Here is a 22,006-nt window from a genome sequence, read left to right as displayed (position 1 = left end):
ATCGGTCTGCGCAAGAGTCTCACGATTTTTCGGGCGAGAGCGAATGCGGACAGTGGAGTCGTCGCGAAAGGGCTGTATCAAGCTCCCCGTGCTCGGCGTTCGACCGTTGCGGCTTGGCCAAGGCGTCGTGCCGCGTTAAGACCCTCGCGATGACCGACCTCCATGCGGATCCGCCGCAGCCGAAGTGCGATGACGCCGAGGCAGTCCTGGCAACGCTCGACCGTGTCGAAGCCGCCGGTGAGTGCACAGAGGACGAAGCCCGGCAACTTGTTGGCTGGTTCAGCCATCCGCGCAAAGGTATACGCCGGCGCGCCGCGACCGTGATTGCTGCGCAGATCGATCACGGCCGCATTTCTTCCGCCGATTGCGAGCGCCAGCTCGACAGCTACGATCCGGCGGTACGCTGGGCTGCAGCCTTTGCGCTTGCGCGCGCGGGCCGCACGACACCGCGCGTGATCGAAGTTGCCCTCGAGCAGTTCGACGCGCCCGACGGCGACGTGCGCTGGGCGGCAGCTGCAATCCTGACGCCCGTTGCGCGCGTGATCGAAGACCTGCGCCTGCGGCTTCGCGATCTCGCGGCCAGCGGCGCGACGACCACACGCAAGATGGCGCTTCTCGTGCTGGCCGATGCCGGCGAGCGCGACCTCGATCTGTATATCCGCGGGCTGCGTGACGACGACGGCTACGTGCGGCTCGCGGCGCTCAGGGCGCTCGGCCGGATCGGCAACGGCTCGCCGTCGGTCGTCGAAGCCCTCGCGCAAGCGGCCGCGAGCGATTCGGACGAGCGCATCCGCCGCGCAGCCGCCGTGATCGCCGCGCGACTTGCAACGATTGCAGCAAAGGAATGACGCCGATGTCGAATCCGCAGATGCCCGGTCCGCAATCTCCTCGTCCGCAGTTGCTGAATCCGATGGAGCTGTTCGATCTCTCCGGAAAAATCGCGCTCGTCACCGGCGGCAGCCGCGGGCTCGGCCGCGAGATGGTCCTCGCCTTCGCTCGCGCCGGCGCCGATGTCGTCGTCGCGAGCCGCAAGCTCGATACCTGCGTGCAGACCGCGGCCGAGGTCGAAGCGCTCGGGCGCCGCGCTCTCGCGCATGCGTGCCACGTCGGAAGCTGGAGCGACGTCGATGCGCTCGTCGACGCCGCGTATGCGCACTTCGGCCGCATCGACATCCTCGTCAACAACGCCGGCATGTCTCCGCTGTATCCTTCGCTCGACGCGGTCAGCGAAGCGCTGTGGGACAAGGTTTTCGCGGTCAATCTCAAGGGGCCGTTCCGGCTGAGCGCGCTGGTCGGCAGCCGCATGCAGGCCGGGCGCGGAGGCTCGATCATCAACGTGAGCAGCATCGCGGCGGAAAGGCCCGGACCGAGCGAAACGCCGTATGCTGCCGCGAAAGCAGGGCTCAACGCGATCACCATGGCGTTCTCGCAGGCCTACGGACCGAGCGTGCGCGTCAACGCCATCCAGGCCGGTCCTTTCCTGACGGACATCTCGAAGGCGTGGCCCGAGGGAATCGAGCAGTACCTGGCCGCACGAGCGTCGCTCGGTCGCGCCGGACGCCCCGACGAAATCGTCGGCACCGCGCTTTACCTTGCATCCGATGCTTCGAGCTTCACGACCGGCGCAATCATCCGGGTAGACGGCGGACAAAAATAAAACGCCGGGGCTGGCCTGGAGCGAGCAAGCCCCACGAACAGCCCTCGGCGTTTGCGACCACTGACTGCTTCGCGCAGGAAAGGCAGCCATGAGCCTTGCCGAAAAGCACTGCGTTCCCTGTCGTGAAGGCGCGCCTGCGCTCGCCGCAGACGAGGCGAAGAAAATGCTTGCCGAGCTCGACGGCTGGACCATCGAAGGCGGCCAGCGCCTCGTGCGCGAGTGGAAGCTGGCCGACTTCCGCACGGCGCTCGCGCTGGTCAACCGCATCGGTGAGATCGCGGAGGCCGAAGATCATCATCCCGACATCGAGCTGGGATGGGGACGCGTTGCCGTACGGCTCTGGACGCACACGGCCGGCGGCCTGACCGAGAACGATTTCATCGTGGCCGCCAGGATCGACGCCGCTCGCCGTTGAGCACGAACGCTTCGCCGCCTGCAGCGATGCTGCTTGCAGCTGCGCCGGAACTTTTCACAAGGAGACGATCGACATGGCCTGGATTCAACTGCTGATCACCGCCTTTCTCGCCGTGCTGTTCCTGCAGTCGGGGCTCGACAAGCTCGTCGATCGCGACGGCAACACGGCTTTTCTGCGGGATCATTTCCAGACGTCGCCTCTGGCAGGCCAGGTCGAGCTGCTGCTGACGATCGTCACGGTGTTCGAGCTGCTGACGGGAGCACTTGCGGGTCTTGGCGTGCTCGCGTTTCTGTTCTGGGGCGGGACGTCGTTCGCGTATGCCGGAGCAGTGCTCGGCTCGATCACGATCGTGATGCTGTTTGCCGGCCAGCGTCTTGCGAAGGACTACGCAGGCGCCGCGGTACTGGTGCCGTACTTCCTGCTGACGCTGGCCGCGATCTACGTGCTGCGATAGTCCGGACAGGCGGTAACAGTCACGCGCGCAGACGACGGGCGCGCCTCTTCCCGAGCCCCTTGTGCCTGGCGCCCGGCTGCGACGGCGCTTCGTCAACGTCGGCCGCGTCGGCATGAAGCTCGCGGCGCACGTAGATGTGCATGCTTTCGGCGACGTGCGGGGCGGGGACCTCGACGTAAGCTTCGAGCAGTTTTTCGGAACCCGGGATCCTGCGGCAGCGCACGATCATGTCGGGAAGCGCTCCCTGCACGACCGGTTCGAACGTGTCTTCGTCGACGTAGCGGCGAAGGTCGTCCCAGAAATGATCCACCGGATGAAAATTCGAGATGTGTGCGAGGCCCATCAGCTGTATGCATCCGTACGCCCAGACGGTTCCATACGCTTCCGACATCATCGCGATGATTTTTCCCGCGTCGGCCTGGCCGGCCAGGTCGGTCTCGGGCCTTCTCCGGGCGGAGTCGCTGCGCGGAATCGACAGCAGCAGCACGGCCGCGAGCGCCCCCTGGAGCTGAAACGCCGAGCGCTCGTTGACGCGTTCACGCAGCAGCCGCAGGGCGCGGTCCGCGACGACTCCGATGGCGATCGCATAGTAAGCGCAAAGCAGGAAGCGGTCCGGCTCGGCCTGATGCTCGTACATCGTGAACGCGACCATCAATGATCCGCCGACTGCGAGAAGTGCGATTGCCGGCGCCGGCGCCGGCGTACGACCCGACGGCGGAATGCGCAGCCCGAGCAGCGCAGCAGCTGCGCCGAGCGTCAACGCGAAGAAGCTCAGTCCCGGCAGCGCGAACCGATCGATGCCGTGGCGCGACCCGGTCAGCACGAAGCGAAGCCCCGACAGCCAGTCGACTTCTTCGTGCACGCTGCCGAGCGGTAGCCCGTAGCTCTGGAAAAGCTGCGCCAGCATCACGCCGTGCCACGCGAAGTACGCCTCGTAGAGCGCAAAGACCGCGACGCCGCCGGCGATCACGCGGATCAGCGCGCGCAGCGCACGCCGGTCCGTGAGCGCGCCGAGCGCCGCTCCGAGACACGCCGCCGCGGCCGGCTGCCAGCTCATCATCGCTGCTGCAGCGAATGCGCCGCCCCATCCGAATCGTCCGCGCGCAACGAACCACGGGCCCCACGCGAGAAGCGTGAACAGCAGGATCTTCGGATTGAAGCCGACGGCCGTATGTCCGCTCAGATTGCTGAACGCGAACACGGACAGTGCGCCCAGTGTTGCCGCGGACCGTGTTGCGCCGACCGCGTACACGGAACATCCGACGCCCCAGACCCCGAGGATCAGGATCACGAGCATGCCGAGGCGACCTGCGCGCACGTCGTCCGCGCCGGCGATCCTGCCGGCGCGGATCGATAGCGAGTCGGCAAGCGTCGAAAGCTGGTTCTTCACGTCGGGAGTCGACACGTGCGGCGAAACGCCCGATGCCGCGCGTTCGGCAATGTAGAAGTACAGCCGGTTATCCATGCTGAGGGGCTTGCTCCACAGGCCAGCCGACAGGCAGATCCATGCGGCGATGGCGGCCAGGGCGGCGGCGGCGAACAACGTCGTGCGGCTGTGCGCGTCTCGCGTGCTCACTCCTGCGCTGCCTTCGCCGAGCATCGGCGCGCCGCCCTGTTCAGCATCGCGGCTACACTGGTGTTGCCATAGGCATGAGCAAGCTCCGCCGCCGTGAGCCCGCTGCCGTCCGCGCGACACGGGTCTGCGTGACTTCGCAGCAGCCGGCGAATCAGCTCCTGGTCCGTGCCGATCGCGGCAAACATCAGCGCATCGTGTCCTTCGATCGTGGCGAGCCCGGCGTGCGCGCGAGCGTCGAGCAGCGTATTCGCGGCCGCCGTGTCGCCGCGCATCAGCGCGGCGAGAAGCGGCGAGCGTGACCAGCGGCCCGCACGGCTCGCGAGGTCCGGCCTCGCACCGCGTTCGAGCAGGGCACGCATGGCGTCCTGGTGACCTGCCGCGGCTGCTGCGACCAGCGCGGTCCACCCGCACGAATCGCGGCTGTTCGGATTGGCTCCGTCTGCGACGAGGCGCCGCACGGCGTCGGCATCGTTGCACAGCGCCGCAGCCGTCAGCCGGTCAACGGGCGGCGACGCCGGCTCGTCCGAAGCGAGCACGCTGCGGGCCTCCGGCGTGCACGACAACGAGGCCAGCGCGGCGTCGAGCCACGCGGGGACCGCTCCGGCATCACGTGTGGGAACGCACCGCTTCTCGCCGCCATCGCGCGGCTGCCAGATCGCCGGAAACAACAGGCGGCTGGTTTTTTCGGCCGTAAGCTCGAAGGCGGGCGGCGCCGGCTCCTGCTTCTGCTTGTCGTGATGATGCCGCGGCCTCATGCCGTCGCAGCCCGCGAGCAGCGGCGCGAGACAAAGCAGGACCGCCAGGGGCCAAAGAAGGCGAGAGGTGTTCAAACGAGCGTGAACATTCTCACGCAATCCGCAGCGAGACAACAGGCGCGATCTGGCTCAGCGCCGTCGTCGCGGAGTCGGCTCGGCGAAGCGGCCGCCGAAACCCTGAAGCCGGCTTCGCACTTCGCCGAGCTCGCCGACCTCGATCACGTTGCCGTCGCGGTACGCGATGACGCTGGTGCTGAACGGCGAGATGCGCGGGCCGGGCAGCAGCACGCCGACGAGGTTCAGCGGGTCGGCGGCCGCGACGATCGCGATCTGGTCGGAAGCACTGTCGCGGCGCACGGCGCGCAGCGCATCGACCGCGTGCGGCAGCGCGAACTGCTCTCCGACGAAGCCCGATACGAAGCGCCCGCCGCGAACGACGCCGCGTGCTTCCATTCGCCGCAGAGCCCACAGGATGCGGCGCCACGGCGGAAGCCCGCGCTCGCGCGTGACGACGTCGCGGAACACGACGCCGTAGCGGTGCAGCAGCCTCGTCGCGGTGCGCGCGTCGGCCTCGTCGTCGGCGACCGGCTCGGCGAAATCGGCGCGCAGCAGCGACCACCGTCCGACCGGAAGCGAGCGCCTCGTCGACTGCCCGCCGACTGCACGCAGCCGGGCGCCGCGAAGGCCGAGCGCTGCGGCGGCGCCGTCGCGACCATGCTCCGCACGCGGCTCGCGCCGGCCGCGCTTTTTGTCGTCCGGAAGCAGCAGCGCACGAAGCCCCGCCAGGCCGTCGCCGGTGACGAGGCCGCACGCGACCAGCTCCCACAGCGCGTCCTCGACCTCGCCGGCGAGCTTGCCGGTCGAGCGCGCGATGTCGGACAGAAATGATGCGCCGCGTGTCTCCAGAACCTCGAGCACGGCCGCGGCCGGTGATGACAGCGAATCCTGCGGGCGCATCATCGCAGGAATCGGCGCGAGCAACTCCGGAAGGTCCGCGCGCAGGCAGAACGCGATCGGCGCCGAGCGCGTGGGTCCGCGCGACCGTCGCCTGCGCACCGGCGCGTGCAGCGTATCGTCGTCCTCGGTCAGCGTTGGCACGAGGCGTCCCCACGCGACTTCGCCGGCGAGGCAAAGCTGCTCGAGGTCGTTGCCGTCGTACTTTTCGATGCGCGCCGGCAGCACGTCGCGCTCCCACGACGTTGCCGGCAGCTCGAGGCCGCCAAGCTGCGCGACGATGCTGCGCACGCCCTCGCGGCCGTGCAGCCGTGTGCCTTCCTGCACGTGCTGCCAGCGAAGCAGGAAGCGCATGAAATCGGCCGCGCTGACCGGTTCGATCTCGCGCCGCAGCCGTCCGACGGTGAGACGGTGGATCCGGGCGAGCAGCCCGCGCTCGCACCATTCTGTCTCGCCCGGCGCTTCGTCGGTGAAGCTTCCCTGCAGCACGCATCCCTGGGATTCGAGGCGGGCGAGAGCGGCCATGATGCGCGTTTCATTGATGCCGATGCGCGCAGCCAGCGCGCGCGCCGTGACCGGTCCGACGCTGTGCATCCACCCGCGAACGATTTCGAGCGCCGCGCTCTCGTCGTCCGGCTCGCCGCCGGGAAGGGACGGGATCGAAATATCGGGAACGGCCGGCTCGAAGACCGCATCCGGGAACAGCAGGCGCACGAGGCGCACGCGCTCGGTCGCGACGAACGCCGCGGCGCGTCCGCCGAGCACAATCCGCGTCGCCCGGCTCGACGACAAGAGCTCTTCGAGTCTCGCCTGCCACGCCGATGCGTCGCGCAGCGGCAGCACGCCGAGCGTGAGCAGCGTATCGTGCACTTCCTCGGTGGTCGCGGCTTCGGGCCAGGCCTGGCGGCGGACCTCGTCGATGGCGGCCTTGTCGAGCGCACCGATCTCGCCGCCCGAGACGCCGTCGGTGCGGCGCAGCGAAACGGCCCGAGCGCGGCGTTCCTCGAGCGGAGCATCGTCGAGGTACGCGTACGGGCCCGCGCCGAGAATCTCGTGCGCGAACGGCGACGGCGCCGGTGTCTCGACGGCGATCGTACGGATGCGGCCGCTCTCGATCGCCTCGAGCACCAGTGCCAGTCCGTCGGCATCCATCGCCTCGTTCAGGCAATCGTCGATGGTTTCCGCGACGAGCGGATGATCGGGCACGTCGATGTGCCCGTTCATGCGGTTGTCCTGGCAGCCGGTCGATTCGGGGAACACGGCGGCCAGCAGGTCTTCCGACTGCATGCGCTGGATCGCGAGCGGCACCTTCTTGCCGGCGCGGAAGCGCATCAGCACGAGCGCGCGGCTCGCGTTCCACCGCCAGCGGTTCATGAACATCGGCGACTGCAGCGCGGCCTGCACGAGATCGTCGCGGAACGTGCTGGAGCGCACGAACGAGAACACCGAATCGAGCGGGAAGCTGTGCTGCTCGCCGAGCGAAAGCAGCACGCCGTCGTCGGTTGCAGCCGCCTGCAGCTCGAAATCGAACGAGACGCAGAACCGCTTGCGCAGCGCGAGCCCGAGCGCGCGGTTGACGCGCGCGCCGAACGGCGCGTGGATCACGAGCTGCATGCCGCCGGCTTCGTCGAAGAACCGTTCGGCGATGACGGTGTCGAGCGTCGGAACCGCGCCGAGCATCGCGATGCCTTCGCTGACGTACGCGATCATCTGCATGGCGGCTTCGCGCGAGACGCGGGTCTCGGCAACCAGCCAGCGCGTCGCTTCCTCGATGTCGCTGCGACGGGCTGCAATCTCGACGCGCAGGTCGGCGACGGCGGCCGACAGCTCACGGGTTCTGCCCGGACCTTCGCCGAGCCAGAACGGGATCGTCGGCGGCAGCACGCCGGCGTCGTCGACGCGGATGCGGCCGAACTCGACGCGCTTTACGCGCCACGAATGATTGCCGAGCTGGAAGATGTCGCCGGCAAGGCTCTCGACCGCGAAGTCTTCGTTGACCTTGCCGAGGAACGTTCCTTCCGGCTCGAGCACGACGTCGTAGTCGGCGGTGTCGGGAATCGCGCCGCCCGACGTGATCGCGGCAAGCCGTGCGCCGCGGCGCGGCCGCAGCACGCCGTTGACCCGATCGAAGTGCAGATGCGCGCCGCGGCGGCCGCGCCGGCTGGAGACGCCTTCGGACAGCATCTCGACGATCGCGTCGAACTCGGCCCGCGTAATCTCGCGATACGGAAATGCGCGCCGGACGAGATCGAACATGCGGTCCACGTCCATCTCGCTCGCAGCCACGCTTGCAACGATCTGCTGCGCGAGCACGTCGCGCGCCGGCGGCGGGATCTTCAGCGCATCGAGCTCTCCGGCGTAGACCGCGCGCACGATCGCGCCGGCCTGCAGCAGCTCGTCGCGCGTGACCGGAAAAACGATTCCGCGCGGCACGGCGCCGAGCCAGTGACCGGAACGGCCGACGCGCTGGAGAAACGTCGAAATCGCGCGCGGCACGCCGATCTGGCAGACGAGGTCGACGTGACCGACGTCGATGCCGAGCTCGAGCGACGCGGTCGCGACCACGACCGGAACCTCGCCGGACTTGAGCTTCTGCTCGGCGTCGAGACGCGCTTCGCGCGAAAGGCTGCCGTGGTGTGCGGCGACCTTGTCCTTGCCGAGGCGCTCGCCGAGCGCATGCGCGACGCGCTCGACGAGACGCCTGGTGTTGACGAAGACGATCGTCGAGCGGTGCTCGCCGGCGAGCGTGGCGATGCGGTCGTGGATCGCCGCGTGCAGCTCGTGGCTCGCGATCGGGCCGATTTCGAAGTCGGGAATCTCGATGCGCAGGTCGAGCGGCCTGCGGTGACCACTGTCGACGATCGCACAGCGCGCGTTTCCGGCGTCGTCGAGACGCGCGCTGCCGACCAGCAGGCGGGCGACTTCGTCGATCGGTTTCTGCGTAGCCGAAAGGCCGATGCGCGGCAGCGGACGGCCGGCATTCTCGTCGAGGCGCTCGAGCGACAGCGCGAGGTGCAGGCCGCGCTTGTCCTGGGCGATGGCGTGAATCTCGTCGACGATCACGCGGCGCGCTCCGGCCAGCAGCCTGCGGCTGCCGGCGGCGGTCAGCAGGATGTAGAGCGACTCGGGCGTGGTGATCAGCACGTGCGGCGGGCGGCGCAGCTGGACCTGGCGCTCGCGCTGCGACGTATCGCCGGTACGCACCGCCACGCGGATCTCGGAGAGCGCGACGCCGGCCTCGTCGGCCAGGGTCCGGATTCCGGCCAGCGGCAGCGCCAGGTTCTTCTCGATATCGTTTCCGAGGGCTTTCAGCGGAGAGACGTAGACGGTGTGGATCGCGTCCTCGAGAGTGCCGGAGGCCGCCTCCCGGACCAGCTCGTCGAGCGACCACAGGAACGCGGCCAGAGTCTTTCCGGAGCCGGTCGGAGCGGCAATGAGCGTATCGCGGCCGCTCGAGATGCTGCGCCAGCCTTCGCGCTGGATGGCTGTGGGCGCTCGGAACGATGATTCGAACCAGCGCCGCACCAGAGGATGGAATCCGAGCGTCTCCACTTGCGACCCTGGCTTCTAGCCCTTTCATGCTCCGATTGGCATCGGGGTCGTGTCCCGATCGGCCGGATGGGCACCATGCTGCGGCGCTATGTGAGGGTACGGTCCAGGCGCCCGCACTGCGAAATGCCGTGCTGCTTTACTCGCCCCCCTCCGGACGGGCACAATGCTTCGCGACGGGCGCGGCCCGTAATCCCCGACACTCTGCGGAACACGCTTCCGAAAAGGACGAGCCAATGGCAGCCAAACCTGTAGACCGACTCCGCTCCATGATCACAGATCTCGAACGAGGTGCGCGCACCCTCGGTGACGACATCCGCAAGAGGGCAGGCGGTACCAAGGTCTCTTCGGACATCGAGTCGGCCCTGCGCCAGCTGCTCATGGGATTGACCAATATCGCCGCTCAGCTCGAGAAGGCTGCCGGCGAGCTTCGTCGCTATCTGGAAGCCGGCGCGAAGGGCGGCAAGCGCAAGACGAAGGCGCGCAAAGCCACCGCCGGTCGCGCCGCGGCCAAGCCCGCGCGGAAGGTGAAAAAGGCCGCTTCGGCCAAGGCGGCCGGCAGAGCCTCGGCGAAAGCCCCGGCGGCGGCGTCCAAGGCACCGTCGAGGACATCCGCGAAGTCTTCGTCGAAAAAAGCATCCGCGAAGAAGTGACCCGGCCTGACCAGTAACGGCGCGCTGCGAGCGGAGGGGCCGCAGCGCTGCAAACCGGGATCGTGTGCAACGCCGCGCAGTGCGCGCAGCGCAGGGATTGTGAAGCCTGCGGGCTTCTCTTACAGTCCCGCGCCCGTCGCCGAACGGCGCCAGAAGGCCCACTACGAGGACCAGGTACGAAGGGCGCGTACCGAAGAAGGAGGCTGACAGATATGAAAAGGATTGCGGGATTCCGGGTGATGGCTGTGACCGCCGGACTGGTCGTGGCCAGCACGTTCGCGACGGCCGGTATCGCGTTCGCGGGGGCTCCGGGGGAAGTCGAAGTGCACGAGGGACCGGCGGCAGCGCCGGTGACGGCCTCGACCACGGTCGTCGAAGAGAAGAAAGAAAAGGTATTCAAGCCTTCGATCAACGTCGGGCCCGGCGTCGGCTACGCCGATCAGTCCGACCGGGGCGGCGACTTCGGATGGAGCGCTTACGTGCTTGCCCGACTGTTCAAGTACGGCGGCATCCAGCTCGAATACTGGAGCCTCGGCAACGCGACCCAGGCGGCCGGCGGCGGGCATTTCGACGGTCTGTACGTCGGCATCATGCCGATGTTCCCGATAGCCGACACCGGCCTCAACATCTTCGGCCAGTTCGGCGCCGCGTTCTCCGATGAAGGCAACGACGTGGCCGGCGGCGGCGGACTGCTCTACGACCTTCCGATCGACTGGCTCAACACGCACAACGTCGATCTGCTGCTGAGGCTCGATTACAAGTACTTCAACATCACCGACGGCCACAGCCCCGGCCCGAACGATACGAGCGTCGAGGATCCCCATGACTACAAGACCGGCCAGCATCTGCTGACGTTCGGCTTCATGATGGGCTTCCACAAGTAGCACGCGTCGGGCTGCGGCGCGTCCGGCTCGCCGCGGGACGGAAGCCGAATGGATCGAGAACGGGGGGAGCGTTTACGCTCCCCCCGTTTCATTTTCCGGGATAGACGGCCGCAGACGAGACGATGGCATATCACCATGGAGATCTGCGCCGCGCGCTGCTCGAAGGCGCGCTCGAGCTGCTGGCCGAAGGCGGCCCGTCGCATCTGACGCTGCGCGGGGCGGCCCGGCGCGCCGGCGTTTCGGTGGCCGCACCGTACCGGCACTTTGCCGACAAACGTGCGCTGCTTGCCGCCGTAGCCGCCGACGGCTTCGCGGCGCTGCAGCGGGCCAGTGAGGAAGCGGTCGACCGGGCAGGCGACGATCCGATTCAGCGCTTTGTCGCGCACGGCCTCGCCTACGTTCGCTTCGCCGTCGACAATCCCGCGCAGTATCGCGTGATGTTCGGCCCCGAGCTCGCGGACAAGCGGATTCACGAAGATCTGTATCGCACGGCACGCGGCGCATATGACGGCCTTCGTGCCACGCTGACGTACTGTGCCGATGCGGGAGTGTTCCGCAGCGAGGACATCGAGCTGCGTGCAATGCGGGCCTGGGCGCTCGTGCACGGGCTCGCATCGCTGTTCCTCGATGGCCAGCTCAACGTCGAGGATGTGGTTTCCAAGGACGTCTTCCTCGCACGGGTGGGAGAAGTGTTCGGGCTTGAACAGGCTGTTTTCGAATCTGCACCGGACGGTCTTCCTCGCCGCCGGAAGCCGGCGTTATAATCACCGGCGTTCCCTCCCATTTTTTCCGTAGAGGTTGCGATGCCCCTGATCCTGCGACGCCATCGTCTCTGTTTTCTGCTGGTGACCGTTGCGGTCGCGCTTCTTTGCGTTTCACGGTCGCGGGCCGCAACACCGCGCGACGAGCTCGACGATCGCGTACGGCGCGCCGGTGTCGCATTCCGCGAGCTGCGCGAGATGCCCGACAAGAGAATTCCCGCCGAGCTGTTCGCGCGCAGCCGGTGCGTCGCGGTCATTCCGAATGTGCTCAAAGCCGCGTGGTTCTTCGGCGGACGCTACGGCAAGGGCGTCCTCAGCTGCCGCTCGAAGACAGGAGAATGGAGCCCGCCGGTCATCGTGATGATGACCGGAGGAAGCTTCGGCCTGCAGTTCGGTGCGAGCTCGACCGACGTCGTGCTGTTCTTCATGACGACCGGCAGCGTGCGCTCGCTGCTGTCGAACAAGGTCAAGCTCTCGGGCGATGCGGGGATCGCCGCCGGACCGGTCGGCCGAGAGACCGAAGCGGCAACCGACGCACAGTTTACAGCCGAGATTTATTCGTACGCGCGCTCGCGCGGACTGTTCGCCGGCATCTCGCTGGCCGGCAGCTACATCGGCGTTCATCGCGAGGACACCGACGCGTACTACGGCCAGGCGTATTCGCCGGCGGGCGTGCTGTTCGACCACAAGGTGACCAGCGTTCCGAAGTCGGCGTGGTCGTTCCTGAACTCGCTTCCGCGACCGCGCACCGCTGCTGTGGCCGCTGCAAAGCCGGTCGAAGAGCCCGTGACAGCACCGCCTCCGAAGCTCGAACGAATTCCTGCACCGGAGAAGCCCCGTCCGGTACCGCAGGCAGAAGCGAGGCCCGAGCCGCGACTCGTACCGCGAGTCGAACCAGCACCGGCACCGCGAGTGGAATTACGGCCCGCGCCGCCGGTTTCAGACGGAGTGGGCGAGCCGCGAACCGACGAGCTCATTCCGCTGAGACCGCCTGCGCCGCAAGGTCCGGCCAACCGGCAGCTCGCACCGATCGTGCCGCCATCGAAAGCGAAGTCGACGACGTCTGCGCCTCTCAAGCCTCCCGGTTCTGCGCCCGCTGTGAAGCCGGTTGTGCCGGCCGCAAAGCCGGTCGCTCCCGCGGTCAAACCGGCCGCTCCGACGGCAAAGCCGCTGAAGCCGCCGCCGGCAACTCCGCCCGTGCAGCACGAGCCGCAGTTCGAGGGGCCGCCGCTGCCGCCCGTCGACGTGCCTCCGACGTTACCGCCGGTCAGGTTGATGCCGCCGCCCTAGAAAGCGGTCTTACGGCAGCCAGCGACAGTGGCTGCGTTCGGTGATTCCGGCCGGAATGAACAGTGTGCGGTATGCGTAGAGCGAATCGAGATGCTCGCGGATCTCCACGATGTGCCCGTCCCGGATGCGGAACAGGAAATGATACCAGTTCTCGTAGTCGCGTCCGTCGGCCGCTGCCTTTCCGCGAATGATGAGCTCGGCCGCAACGCGGTCTTCTTCTGCGGTCAGTAACTGGATCTCGACGCGAAGACCCGCGTCCGGATCGTAAAGACCGACCGATTGCGTGAACAGCTTGAGCACCATCGCCTTGCCGCGGAACTCGACGCCGTCGGGAAGCGACGGCGGCACCCAGAACGACGCATCGTCGTCGAGCAGCGCCGTGATCGTCGCCATGTCGCCCCCGTTCACCGCGTCGAAATAGCTTCGTACGACCTGTTTGTTCTCGACGATTCCCATCTTCGCTTCCTGCTGTTGCCGGCGTTCTGCGCGCCGTTTCAGATGCGGCCGTGCTCGCGCAGAAACGCGAGCGTCTGGGCGACCCCCTGTTCGAACGATCGCGGTTTCCAGTCGAGCTCGCGCATCGCTTTCGCACCCGACGGCATCGCGCCGTATTGAAGAAACTCGAGCTGCCCTTTGGGGAGCAGCGGCGGCTTTTTGGTGAATCCGGAGACGAATTCGCCGACCGACGCAACGACTTTCGCGATCGCGATCGGCATGACCGGCGGAACCTTGCTTGGCTTTCCGTTCGCGCTCGTCGCGGCGCGCACGGCTTCGGCAATCGCCGTCAGCGAATGCGTCGATTCGCTGAGGATGTAGCGTGCACCGACGGCAGCTTTCGTTTCCGCAAGCACGTGGCCGAGCGCGACGTCGTCGGAATAGACGACCGGGATCGCGCCTGGAAGCAGCATCGGAACTTTCCCGCGCACCAGGTCGGCGATCAGATGATTCGTTCCCGGCGACGTCAGCGGGCCGGGACCGTAAATTCCCGACGGATGAAGGAAGACGGCCGGCAGACCCGTGGCAACCGCTGCAGCGACGAGCCTGTCGGCAGCCTGCTTGGAACGCTCGTACGCTGTCGCCTTCGGAACGGGATCGAGCTCGCTTTCGTCGAACGGAATTCCGGGCGGCGAGAAACGGAACACGTCGATCGTGCTTGCGTAGACGAACCGCGTTGCTCCGATGGTCTCGGCAGCGGAAACGACGTTGCGGGTTCCGTCGACATTGACGCGATCGAAATCGCGCACGTCGGCAAGCCACTGCTCGGGCAGGCCGGCCGCGTGATAGACGACGCTCGTGCCACGCGCACCGGCGACGACCGACGCCGCATCGGTGATGTCGCCGGCGACCAGCTCGCATGCCGCAGGGACGATGTCTTTCGCTTTATGCGTGTTACGGACGAGCGCACGGACCTTTCGTCCCTGCGAGACGAGCACTCGCGCGATCGCGTTTCCCAGAAGACCGGTTGCGCCGGTCAGAAAGACGTCATCGGGCATGCGATTTCTGAATTCCTCCGCAGTCCTGTCGGACTCCCTGGCATTTTCCTCGGAGCCCGCCTCGACTCCTTAGCATACGATCGAGTCGAAGCGAGGAATCGTCTGGCTGAGGCCGTGCGTGGTGCCTATCATGTCGAGATCGGGCTCAGGTACCGTCCTCGTTGGCGACGATACTTTCCGGCAGATCGCGAGCGAGGACCATGATGGGAATAGATCGGGGGGACATCGAATGAAGCGCACTGTGATTGCGACGGCTGTTTTTTCCGCGGCGCTGCTGGCCTCGACGTCTGTGCGCGCCGACGAGGCTGCCGATCGCTGCGGCGCAGCCAAGATGAAAGCTGCGGGCCGCTACGGGCAGGCCCTGCTTTTCTGCAATGCCGCTGCGACACGGCGCGACGAGGCTGTCGATCCGCTGTGCACGGCGAAAGCGGCCGACAAGCTGGACGGCGCAATCCAGAAAGCCGACGACGCCGGAGGCTGTGTGACGGGCATGGATGCCGGCGCAATCGAAGGCGCAGTATCCGGCGACGTCGACGCGGTGCTTGCCGCGCTCGCCCCCGATCCGAATGACGACGCACGCCAGTGTGCCGCCTCCAAGATGAAATCCGCCGGCAAGCACTACGCCGCGCTGCTCGCGTGCTACTCGAAAGGTGCAAACGGCAGTGAAGGCCCCGACCCGGATTGCATCGTGCATTCCGAAGACAAGCTGTTCGCAAAGTACACCAAGGCGGACGACGCCGGCGGCTGCACGGCAACCGGCGACGCCGGCGCGATCGACGATCTGGCGACCAGCGGTGCGCACGCGCGCGTGGCGGAGCTGTCGCCGGTCTGCGGCGACGCAATCACCGGTCCGACCCAGCAGTGCGAACCGGAGGACGACGGCGCGTGCCCGGGGCAATGTTCGGTGCAGTGCATCTGCGTGGTTCCGCCGGCCTGCGGAAACGGAACGGCCGAATATCCCGAGGAGTGCGACGACGGCGGAGCCGCGGACGGCGACGGATGCTCGGCGTCGTGCCTGCTCGAAGACGCGTCCGCGCTGTGCGACGGCGTGCCGAGCACATCCGGCACCGCGCTCGATGCCGTACTCGTCAGCGCGGATTTCAACGAACCGATCTATGCCACCGCGGCGCCGCTCGATCCGCTGCGGCTTTTCGTCGTCGAGCGCGCTGGCCGGATCCGCATCGTGAACCTTGCCGACGATACGATCCTTTCGACACCGTTCCTCGACATCCAGGACCTGACCACGACCGACGGCGAGCGCGGGCTGCTCAGCATGGCGTTCGACCCGGCCTACGACACCAACCGGCGTTTCTACGTGAACTACACGAACAACGCCGGCGACACGACGATTGCGCGCTACGAAGCGAGCATCGGCGACCACAACGTGGCCGACGAATCGACGGCGAAGATCCTGCTCGTGATCACGCAGCCGGCGAGCAATCACAACGGCGGACAGATCGCATTCGGCGCGGACGGCTATCTTTATATTGGAATGGGTGACGGCGGCGGCGGCGGCGATCCGTGGGAAAACGCGCAGGACGACGGCGAGCTGCTCGGAAAGATCCTGCGCATGGACGTCGACGTGTCGACTGCACCCTATTACGCGGTGCCGACGACCAATCCCCACTATTCCGTCGGTGCGCCGATCGAGCTCGTCTGGGCAAAAGGGACGCGCAATCCGTGGCGCTTCTCGTTCGACCGCGCAACCGGCGATCTCGTGATCGGCGACGTCGGACAGGACACGCGCGAAGAGATCGATTTCCAGAGCGCCAGCAGCACCGGTGGCGAGAACTACGGCTGGGACATCTTCGAAGGCACGATGTGCTACGAGCCCGATCCGGCCCCGATGTGTCCGTCGCCGCCGACGGGCTTCACGATGCCGGTGCTCGAGTACACGCACGCCGCGGGCTGTTCGATCACCGGAGGGTTCGTCTATCGCGGCTGCGCGCTTCCGGATCTTGCCGGAACGTATTTCTACGGCGATTACTGCGGCAATTTCATCCGCACGATTGAGCTGCCCGGCGGCGTTGCGACTAATGCACAGAACCGCACGTCGGACATCGAATCGGCGGGTGCAAGCATTTCCAGCGTGATCTCATTCGGCCAGGATGCGCGCGGCGAGCTCTACATCCTGGAGGACAACGGCAGGGTGTACCGGATCGTACCGGAGTAGGATCCGACGTGGCGGGCGCGGCCGCCCAGAGCCGCGCCCGCCGGTCGAAACGCTGCGGCGAGGAGGAGGCCACGCCGCAACGTTCCGGGAGACGCTCAGCCGCCGAAGAGCGCTTTCTCTTCGGTGATCAGATTCGCGAACGACGGGCGCGACATCATGCGGTCGACATACGCGGCCAGGTTCGGCCAGCGATCTTTGTCTACCGTGAAATTCGCATGCGCGAGGTTCACGAACTGACTCGCCACGGCGATATCGGCAACGGTCATTTCTCCGTTGACGAGGTACTGCTTGCCGCCGGCGAGCTGACCTTCGAGGTAGTCGAACACAACCGGAACATCTTCGTCGATGGCCTTTTGTATGGCCGCCTCGTCGGTCGGCTGGCCGAGGAACCGCGGTCCGACGATCCTCTGGAAGAAAATCACGCCGGTCAGCTTGCCCGAGATTCCGCCATCGGCGTATTCCTCGAGAAAAACCGCCTTGCCGCGCTCTTTGGCATCCTTCGGGTAGAGGGATTTCGAGGGGTAGGCGACGTCGAGGTAGTCGAGGATCGCCGACGAGTCCGGCAGGTAGTAGTCGTCCTCCTGCAGCACGGGGATCTTTCCTAGCGGGCTGATCTTCTTGAAGTCGGCGCTCACGCCGAACGGGAAGACCGGCTCGAGCTCGTAGTCGAGGCCTTTTTCGGCGAGTGCGACGCGCACTTTGCGGACGAACGGGGATGCTCCTACTCCGTGAACTTTTCTCATGGTCGTGTTGCTCCTTGGCGGCTGCGTCTGGCAGTCGGTGTTCTGCCGCTCCTCGCGGCATTCTTGCGGCGGGCTTCGCCGGTTGCGGGTGAAACGATGACGTCGGGCGTCGGACTCGTTGCGTCCTCGTGAACGGCCGGCGTCGGGCTGAAATCGAACAGGGCGGGAATTCTGCGGACGACGTCGATGTCGCCCTCGAAACGAAACGTCTGCGGCGTACCGGGCTCGCCGGGCATCAAGAGGCCGCTCGCAAACATCAGCATGTCCATCGGCGGCGCGCTGATGCGCACGTCGCACGATAGAGGTGTACGCGACACCACCGTCCCGCCCGGTCCCGCGGTAACAAAGATGTCGACCGAGTCGACCCCGCCTTCGATGTGAAGATGCGCGCGCAGCGCATCGGTCGGAAGATGCGCGCGCAGCGCATCGGTCGGAAGCTGCGCGCGAAGCGCATCGGTCGGAGGCTGCGCGCGAAGCGCATCGGTCGGAACCCGCGCGTTCGCAGGGTCGATCGAACGCGTGCGCGCAAACACCTGAAGACCGAGCAGCAGCCACTCGGGACGGAACGAATCGGCGGGATCCGGTGCGCCCATGAAGCGAACGCCCCAGCGCGTCATCTCGGCGAGCAGGGGGCGCAGCGCGCGGCCCGCTTCGTCGAGCTCGTAGACGATCGATGCGGCCGGCGGCGGCAGCTCGCGCCTGGATACGATGTTCCTCTCTTCGAGGCGGGCGAGGCGGTCGGCAAGCACGCTCGGGCTGACGCCGTTCAAGGCCGATTTGAGGTCGCTGAAGCGCTTGGGACCGAGGAACAGCTCGCGCAGGATCAGGATCGTCCAGCGTTCGCCGAGAATTTCGACTGCGCGAGTCAGCGGGCAGAACTGCGCATAGCGAAAATCGACCACGCCGGCTTGTACGCCCCCGGTGGTTCGGAAGTCAAAGTATGCGGTACGAAAAACGAAGTTTTTTTGGGGCCGTCGTTGCCGCCGGCACTAACGTCCGGCTAGAGCGTTGATTTCGCGGCGTTCGCTGCCGAGAGCGGGATTTGGCGCGCCGCTGCGACCAGGATGCGGATCGACTGCGTAGATCCAGAAATGCTCGTCCGGCTGGATAGCGCGCTCGAAGCTTGTGAGGAACAGCGCCCGCGATCCGAATCCGGCATTCTTCTCGAGCGGACGAGACAGCACCAGCACGGCCGGCTTGTGGAGCGTTTCCATGAGCTCGAAGACCTCGTTTCCAACCTGGTCCGCGTGGTGATGAAGGCGCCGCGTGTCGTAGATGATGTACGAACCGAACTCGGACCGGTCCGGGTAGTACATGCGATCGAGCTCGAGGTATCCGACGACCGTTGACGCCACCGGCGAGCGCAGGCCGACGAACACGACGGCGTCCTTGTCGGGAATGTTCCGGTCGATCCACTGAGCAGCCGCACGACCCTGCGAGAACGGCCGCGTCCAGTCGATGCGGATCGCGATCGTGGTCGCCCAGACATGGATCGCGAGAAGCACGGCGAACGCTTTCATTCGATGGCGATCGACGAACGAGATCGTCTTTCCGGACCAGCCACCGCCCGCCGTGTTCATTTCTGCCGGCGCGTGTGCGAACGACATCCACAGCGCCGCGACGAGGATCAGGAACAGAAACCCGTGATGCCGCACGCTGCCGAAGAAATAGAGATGCGTGAGCGCAAGCTGCGCGGCGGTCGCAAGCGCGAACGGGATCAGCATCCATGGCCGTGTCGCGAGCAGCAGCGCTCCGAAGGCGATCAGCGTCACTGCAACCGGAATGCGGTAGCGCTCATCGATCCGCGCCGGAAGCAGCGTCGGCGCGCGCTGGCCGAGAAAACGGTTCGTATTCCAGAACGTCAGCCGGTCGATCGGTACCGGCAGATAGCCGTCGATGACGGCGCCGGACAGCTTCACGGCGTCCTCGGCGTGGAAGTACAGGTGCGCAGGGTGCGCAAATGCCGCATCGGGCGGTGGCGAAGCCTGCCGGACTGCCGCCAGCATTCCGAGAAGCGCCAGGGCCATTGCAGCGGCGAAGCGGCCGAGACGGATCTCGGCGCCTGCCCGGCGCACAAACGAAACGGCAACCTCGAGCGAGAGCGTGGCCGCGATCGCGATTGCAATGATCAGGCCCGACGCGTGCGTCAGCGCGAGCAGAGTGAGCAGCAGGCCGATGGCGACGGGACGCTCGCGACGTTGCTCGTAGAGCACGCAGATGCCGAACACGAGAACCGCCGCGATCGCATAATTTCGCGAGATCGCCGCCCATTCGTACGAAAAGAAGTATCCGGCCATCAGCAGCAGCCGCACCGGCCACGAAAACGGTGAGAAGCGGAAGACGAGAAGCCCCGATCCCGCAGCGAGCGCGACATGGAGCACCTGCATCGCCACCGGATTCTTCGTCACATGCGCGAGCGGCCACAGCAGCAGGTGCCAGAGCGGCGGGTGGCCCTCGTGACGCATGGCCGCGAGCATCTGCAGCGGCGTTGCCGAGTCGCGCGCGAACAGCCACGCCTGGATCTCGTCGCGCCACATCTCGTGATGCGCGGTCACGGCGCACAGGAACGCGGCAAAAAGAGCCGCGATCAGCCAGGGGGCCAATCGGCGCAGCTTCGCGAGTGCCGCCGAGCGTGTGGAGGTCGCGGGATGCCGCAAGCGGCCTGCATACTATGCGCGCGAGCACCGAGCGAGACGTGTGGCGCGCATCGCTTGAAGCACCGGCCCGTCCGGAAGAATCTGCCGTCGAAACCCGCGGTCCGCGTCGCCAGCGGACCGGCGCGGGTGCGAGAAGGAGAACTGTGATGAAGCTCGACCTCGACCACATCGTTCTCGCCGTTCGCGACATGGATGCGATGCTCGGCTTTTATCTCGACGTGATCGGGCTCGCGCCGCACCGCGTGGACGAGTTCCGCTCCGGTGCCGCGCTTTTTCCGTGCGCCCGCATCAGCGAAAGCGCGCTGATCGACCTGCTGCCTCCTGCGCTGTGGGACAACGGTGACGCTGCCGCCCGCACGTACCCGAACCTGAACCATTTCTGCCTTGCGCTCGAGGAGGCCGACTGGGAGCCGCTGCTCGGCCGGCTCGATGCGGCAGGAGTGGCAATCGAAGCCGGCCCGATGACGCTTTCGGGCGCGCGCGGAGACGGCACATCGATCTACGTTCGCGATCCCGACGGCAACCGCGTGGAGCTGCGTTACTACTGAATCCGTGGATCTGAGCTGCTACTGACGAGGATCGGAAGATCCGTCACCTGCGGATCTTCCGATCGAGAAGGCTTGCCGCTGCAAGGTCAGGGATGCTCTTCGTCCGTACCGAGCCAGCCGAGGAAGCCGCTGACGATGAAGACTGCTCCGAGAAGCAGATGAAGCACGTGATCGCTCGCACCGAGCTCGAGCGTGCCCGGAATGATCCTGATCAGCTGCGTATCCATGATGTGCAGCGTCCCGCCGAGCGTGGGCTCGCCCGGCGCGCCGAATGCGAATCCTGCGAGCGCCAGCGCTCCGTAAATCGCGCCCATCGTCACGCAGAACAGGCTGGCTCCCGACGTCGTACCGAAAAGCCCGAAGTACATCGCCGCTGCGCCCGAGACGAGGTGAATCAGCGAATGCGTCGTGTTCAGGTGCATTCCGAGATAATCGGGATAGACGAAGCCGCCGAACGCGAGGAACACGAAGAATATTCCAACGACGGTCGCCATCGTGTGCACCAGTGTCCGCTCCACGAGATGGGCCGTCGCGTGGTCATCGTGATGCTGCATTCCGATGTTGGAAGAAGACATTGTCGCTCTCATAGTGACCTCCATGCTGATTCGATGGTGCGCGCGCAGCACCCGCCAGATCAATGGCTTGACCGCACCGTGACGGAAATTTCCGTTCGGAGATGACCCGACTGCGTCAATCTACTGGACTTGGACCAGGCCGACCGCTAACTCGCGCGGATGGAATTCAATCTTGCCGAGGTTCACGAAGCCGTCGCCGGCGTCATCCCGGACCATGAATGCATCGTCTGGCGCGATCGAAGACTGACCTACACCGAAGTCACCGAGCGCACGCGACGCCTTGCCAATTATCTGATCGGCCGCGACCTCGGCATCCGGAAGGAGCGCTCCGCGCTGGCGGGTTGGGAGTCCGGCCAGTCGCATGTCGCGCTCTATCTGTTCAACTGCAACGAGTACCTCGAAGGGATGCTCGGATCCTTCAAGGCACGCGTTGCTCCGCTCAACGTCAACTACCGCTACGTCGCCGAAGAGCTGCTCTACCTGCTGCGCGATGCGAGGGCGGAAGCGATCATCTACCACGCCGCGATGGCGCCGACGCTCGCCGCCGTGCTGCCGGAGCTTCCCGGCCTGACGACGCTGATCCAGGTGGCCGACGAAAGCGGCAACGCGCTTCTTCCGGGCGCCGTCGATTACGAAGCAGCTCTGCAGTCTGCATCGGCCGACAAACCGGCGGTCACTCCGTCGCCCGACGACCTGTACGTGCTCTACACAGGCGGCACGACCGGAATGCCGAAAGGCGTCCTGTGGCGGCAGTCGGACATCTACTTTGCCGCGCTCGGCGGATCGGTTCCCGGCTATGGCGAGCACGAGTCGTGGGAGTCGATTCTCTCGATGGCCGGCGCAGGGCAGCGCGTGCTTCCGGCGCCTCC

At 66.4% G+C, this 22,006-nt stretch carries 20 protein-coding genes; 11 read left to right on the top strand and 9 right to left on the bottom strand.

Features of this window, described 5'->3' with window-relative positions; genetic code table 11:
- The first annotated feature begins 149 nt into the window (after positions 1 to 149).
- The 4 genes from VN634_20005 (at position 150) to VN634_19990 (ending at position 2,526) form a co-directional block, all read left to right on the top strand.
- Positions 150 to 848: a HEAT repeat domain-containing protein gene (locus tag VN634_20005; protein ID HXC53182.1), complete on the top strand. Its 699-nt coding sequence runs from the start codon at positions 150 to 152 to the stop codon at positions 846 to 848.
- Positions 849 to 853: 5 nt separating this feature from the next.
- Entirely contained in the window at positions 854 to 1,657 is an 804-nt protein-coding gene (locus VN634_20000; GenBank protein HXC53181.1) for an SDR family oxidoreductase, read from the top strand.
- A gap of 88 nt (positions 1,658 to 1,745) precedes the next feature.
- Positions 1,746 to 2,072 (top strand): 4a-hydroxytetrahydrobiopterin dehydratase, encoded by a 327-nt coding sequence (locus tag VN634_19995; protein ID HXC53180.1) that lies wholly within the window; start codon positions 1,746 to 1,748, stop codon positions 2,070 to 2,072.
- Positions 2,073 to 2,145: 73 nt separating this feature from the next.
- Positions 2,146 to 2,526, top strand: a complete 381-nt coding sequence (locus VN634_19990) for a hypothetical protein (GenBank protein HXC53179.1) — start codon at positions 2,146 to 2,148, stop codon at positions 2,524 to 2,526.
- 19 nt (positions 2,527 to 2,545) lie between these two features.
- Here VN634_19990 and VN634_19985 read toward each other — a convergent pair whose 3' ends face one another.
- The 3 genes from VN634_19985 to VN634_19975 all read right to left on the bottom strand — a co-directional run bounded on the left by VN634_19985 (position 2,546) and on the right by VN634_19975 (position 9,363).
- Entirely contained in the window at positions 2,546 to 4,102 is a 1,557-nt protein-coding gene (locus VN634_19985) for a hypothetical protein (GenBank protein HXC53178.1), read from the bottom strand.
- Positions 4,099 to 4,857: an ankyrin repeat domain-containing protein gene (locus VN634_19980; GenBank protein HXC53177.1), complete on the bottom strand. Its 759-nt coding sequence runs from the start codon at positions 4,855 to 4,857 to the stop codon at positions 4,099 to 4,101. The genes VN634_19985 and VN634_19980 overlap by 4 nt, the downstream gene beginning before the upstream one ends.
- 129 nt (positions 4,858 to 4,986) lie before the next feature.
- A complete protein-coding gene (locus tag VN634_19975; GenBank protein HXC53176.1) occupies positions 4,987 to 9,363 on the bottom strand; it encodes a DEAD/DEAH box helicase in 4,377 nt (1,458 codons plus the stop codon).
- A gap of 128 nt (positions 9,364 to 9,491) precedes the next feature.
- On the opposite strand from VN634_19975, the gene VN634_19970 reads away from it, so the two are divergent.
- From VN634_19970 to VN634_19955, 4 genes are all read left to right on the top strand, one after another.
- Positions 9,492 to 10,013 (top strand): hypothetical protein, encoded by a 522-nt coding sequence (locus tag VN634_19970; protein ID HXC53175.1) that lies wholly within the window; start codon positions 9,492 to 9,494, stop codon positions 10,011 to 10,013.
- A 212-nt stretch (positions 10,014 to 10,225) separates the two neighbouring features.
- Positions 10,226 to 10,897 carry a hypothetical protein gene (locus VN634_19965; GenBank protein HXC53174.1) on the top strand — a complete coding sequence of 224 codons (672 nt, stop codon included), beginning with the start codon at positions 10,226 to 10,228 and terminating at the stop codon, positions 10,895 to 10,897.
- 122 nt (positions 10,898 to 11,019) lie between these two features.
- Positions 11,020 to 11,661, top strand: coding sequence for a WHG domain-containing protein (locus tag VN634_19960; GenBank protein ID HXC53173.1), 642 nt, complete (start codon positions 11,020 to 11,022; stop codon positions 11,659 to 11,661).
- Between the two features lie 39 nt (positions 11,662 to 11,700).
- Positions 11,701 to 12,948, top strand: a complete 1,248-nt coding sequence (locus tag VN634_19955) for a YSC84-related protein (GenBank protein HXC53172.1) — start codon at positions 11,701 to 11,703, stop codon at positions 12,946 to 12,948.
- Between the two features lie 9 nt (positions 12,949 to 12,957).
- Here the strand turns inward: VN634_19955 and VN634_19950 are convergent, their stop codons facing one another.
- Positions 12,958 to 13,404 carry a nuclear transport factor 2 family protein gene (locus VN634_19950; protein ID HXC53171.1) on the bottom strand — a complete coding sequence of 149 codons (447 nt, stop codon included), beginning with the start codon at positions 13,402 to 13,404 and terminating at the stop codon, positions 12,958 to 12,960.
- A 38-nt stretch (positions 13,405 to 13,442) separates the two neighbouring features.
- Positions 13,443 to 14,441, bottom strand: a complete 999-nt coding sequence (locus VN634_19945; GenBank protein ID HXC53170.1) for an NAD-dependent epimerase/dehydratase family protein — start codon at positions 14,439 to 14,441, stop codon at positions 13,443 to 13,445.
- Positions 14,442 to 14,670: 229 nt separating this feature from the next.
- Here VN634_19945 and VN634_19940 point away from each other — a divergent pair, with 229 nt between their 5' ends.
- Entirely contained in the window at positions 14,671 to 16,614 is a 1,944-nt protein-coding gene (locus VN634_19940; protein ID HXC53169.1) for a PQQ-dependent sugar dehydrogenase, read from the top strand.
- Between the two features lie 95 nt (positions 16,615 to 16,709).
- On the opposite strand, the gene VN634_19935 is transcribed toward VN634_19940, so the two are convergent.
- The 3 genes from VN634_19935 to VN634_19925 form a co-directional block, all read right to left on the bottom strand.
- Positions 16,710 to 17,357 carry a glutathione S-transferase family protein gene (locus tag VN634_19935; protein ID HXC53168.1) on the bottom strand — a complete coding sequence of 216 codons (648 nt, stop codon included), beginning with the start codon at positions 17,355 to 17,357 and terminating at the stop codon, positions 16,710 to 16,712.
- The gene (locus VN634_19930; protein HXC53167.1) at positions 17,354 to 18,259 is read right to left on the bottom strand and encodes a helix-turn-helix domain-containing protein; all 906 of its coding nucleotides are present in this window, start codon (positions 18,257 to 18,259) and stop codon (positions 17,354 to 17,356) included. Before VN634_19930 ends, VN634_19935 begins: the two co-directional genes overlap by 4 nt.
- An 87-nt stretch (positions 18,260 to 18,346) precedes the next feature.
- Positions 18,347 to 19,960 (bottom strand): hypothetical protein, encoded by a 1,614-nt coding sequence (locus VN634_19925; GenBank protein HXC53166.1) that lies wholly within the window; start codon positions 19,958 to 19,960, stop codon positions 18,347 to 18,349.
- Positions 19,961 to 20,160: 200 nt separating this feature from the next.
- On the opposite strand from VN634_19925, the gene VN634_19920 reads away from it, so the two are divergent.
- Positions 20,161 to 20,562, top strand: coding sequence for a VOC family protein (locus tag VN634_19920; GenBank protein HXC53165.1), 402 nt, complete (start codon positions 20,161 to 20,163; stop codon positions 20,560 to 20,562).
- An 86-nt stretch (positions 20,563 to 20,648) separates the two neighbouring features.
- On the opposite strand, the gene VN634_19915 is transcribed toward VN634_19920, so the two are convergent.
- Positions 20,649 to 21,137, bottom strand: coding sequence for a hypothetical protein (locus tag VN634_19915; GenBank protein HXC53164.1), 489 nt, complete (start codon positions 21,135 to 21,137; stop codon positions 20,649 to 20,651).
- A 159-nt stretch (positions 21,138 to 21,296) separates the two neighbouring features.
- Here VN634_19915 and VN634_19910 point away from each other — a divergent pair.
- The coding region (locus tag VN634_19910) for an AMP-binding protein (protein ID HXC53163.1) at positions 21,297 to 22,006 on the top strand (710 nt) is incomplete at its 3' end.

The sequence above is a fragment of the Candidatus Limnocylindrales bacterium genome, assembly GCA_035571835.1.
In the GTDB taxonomy this organism is placed as follows: Bacteria; Desulfobacterota; Binatia; order UBA1149; family CAITLU01; genus DATNBU01.
This window is presented reverse-complemented; position numbering and strand designations above follow the sequence as displayed.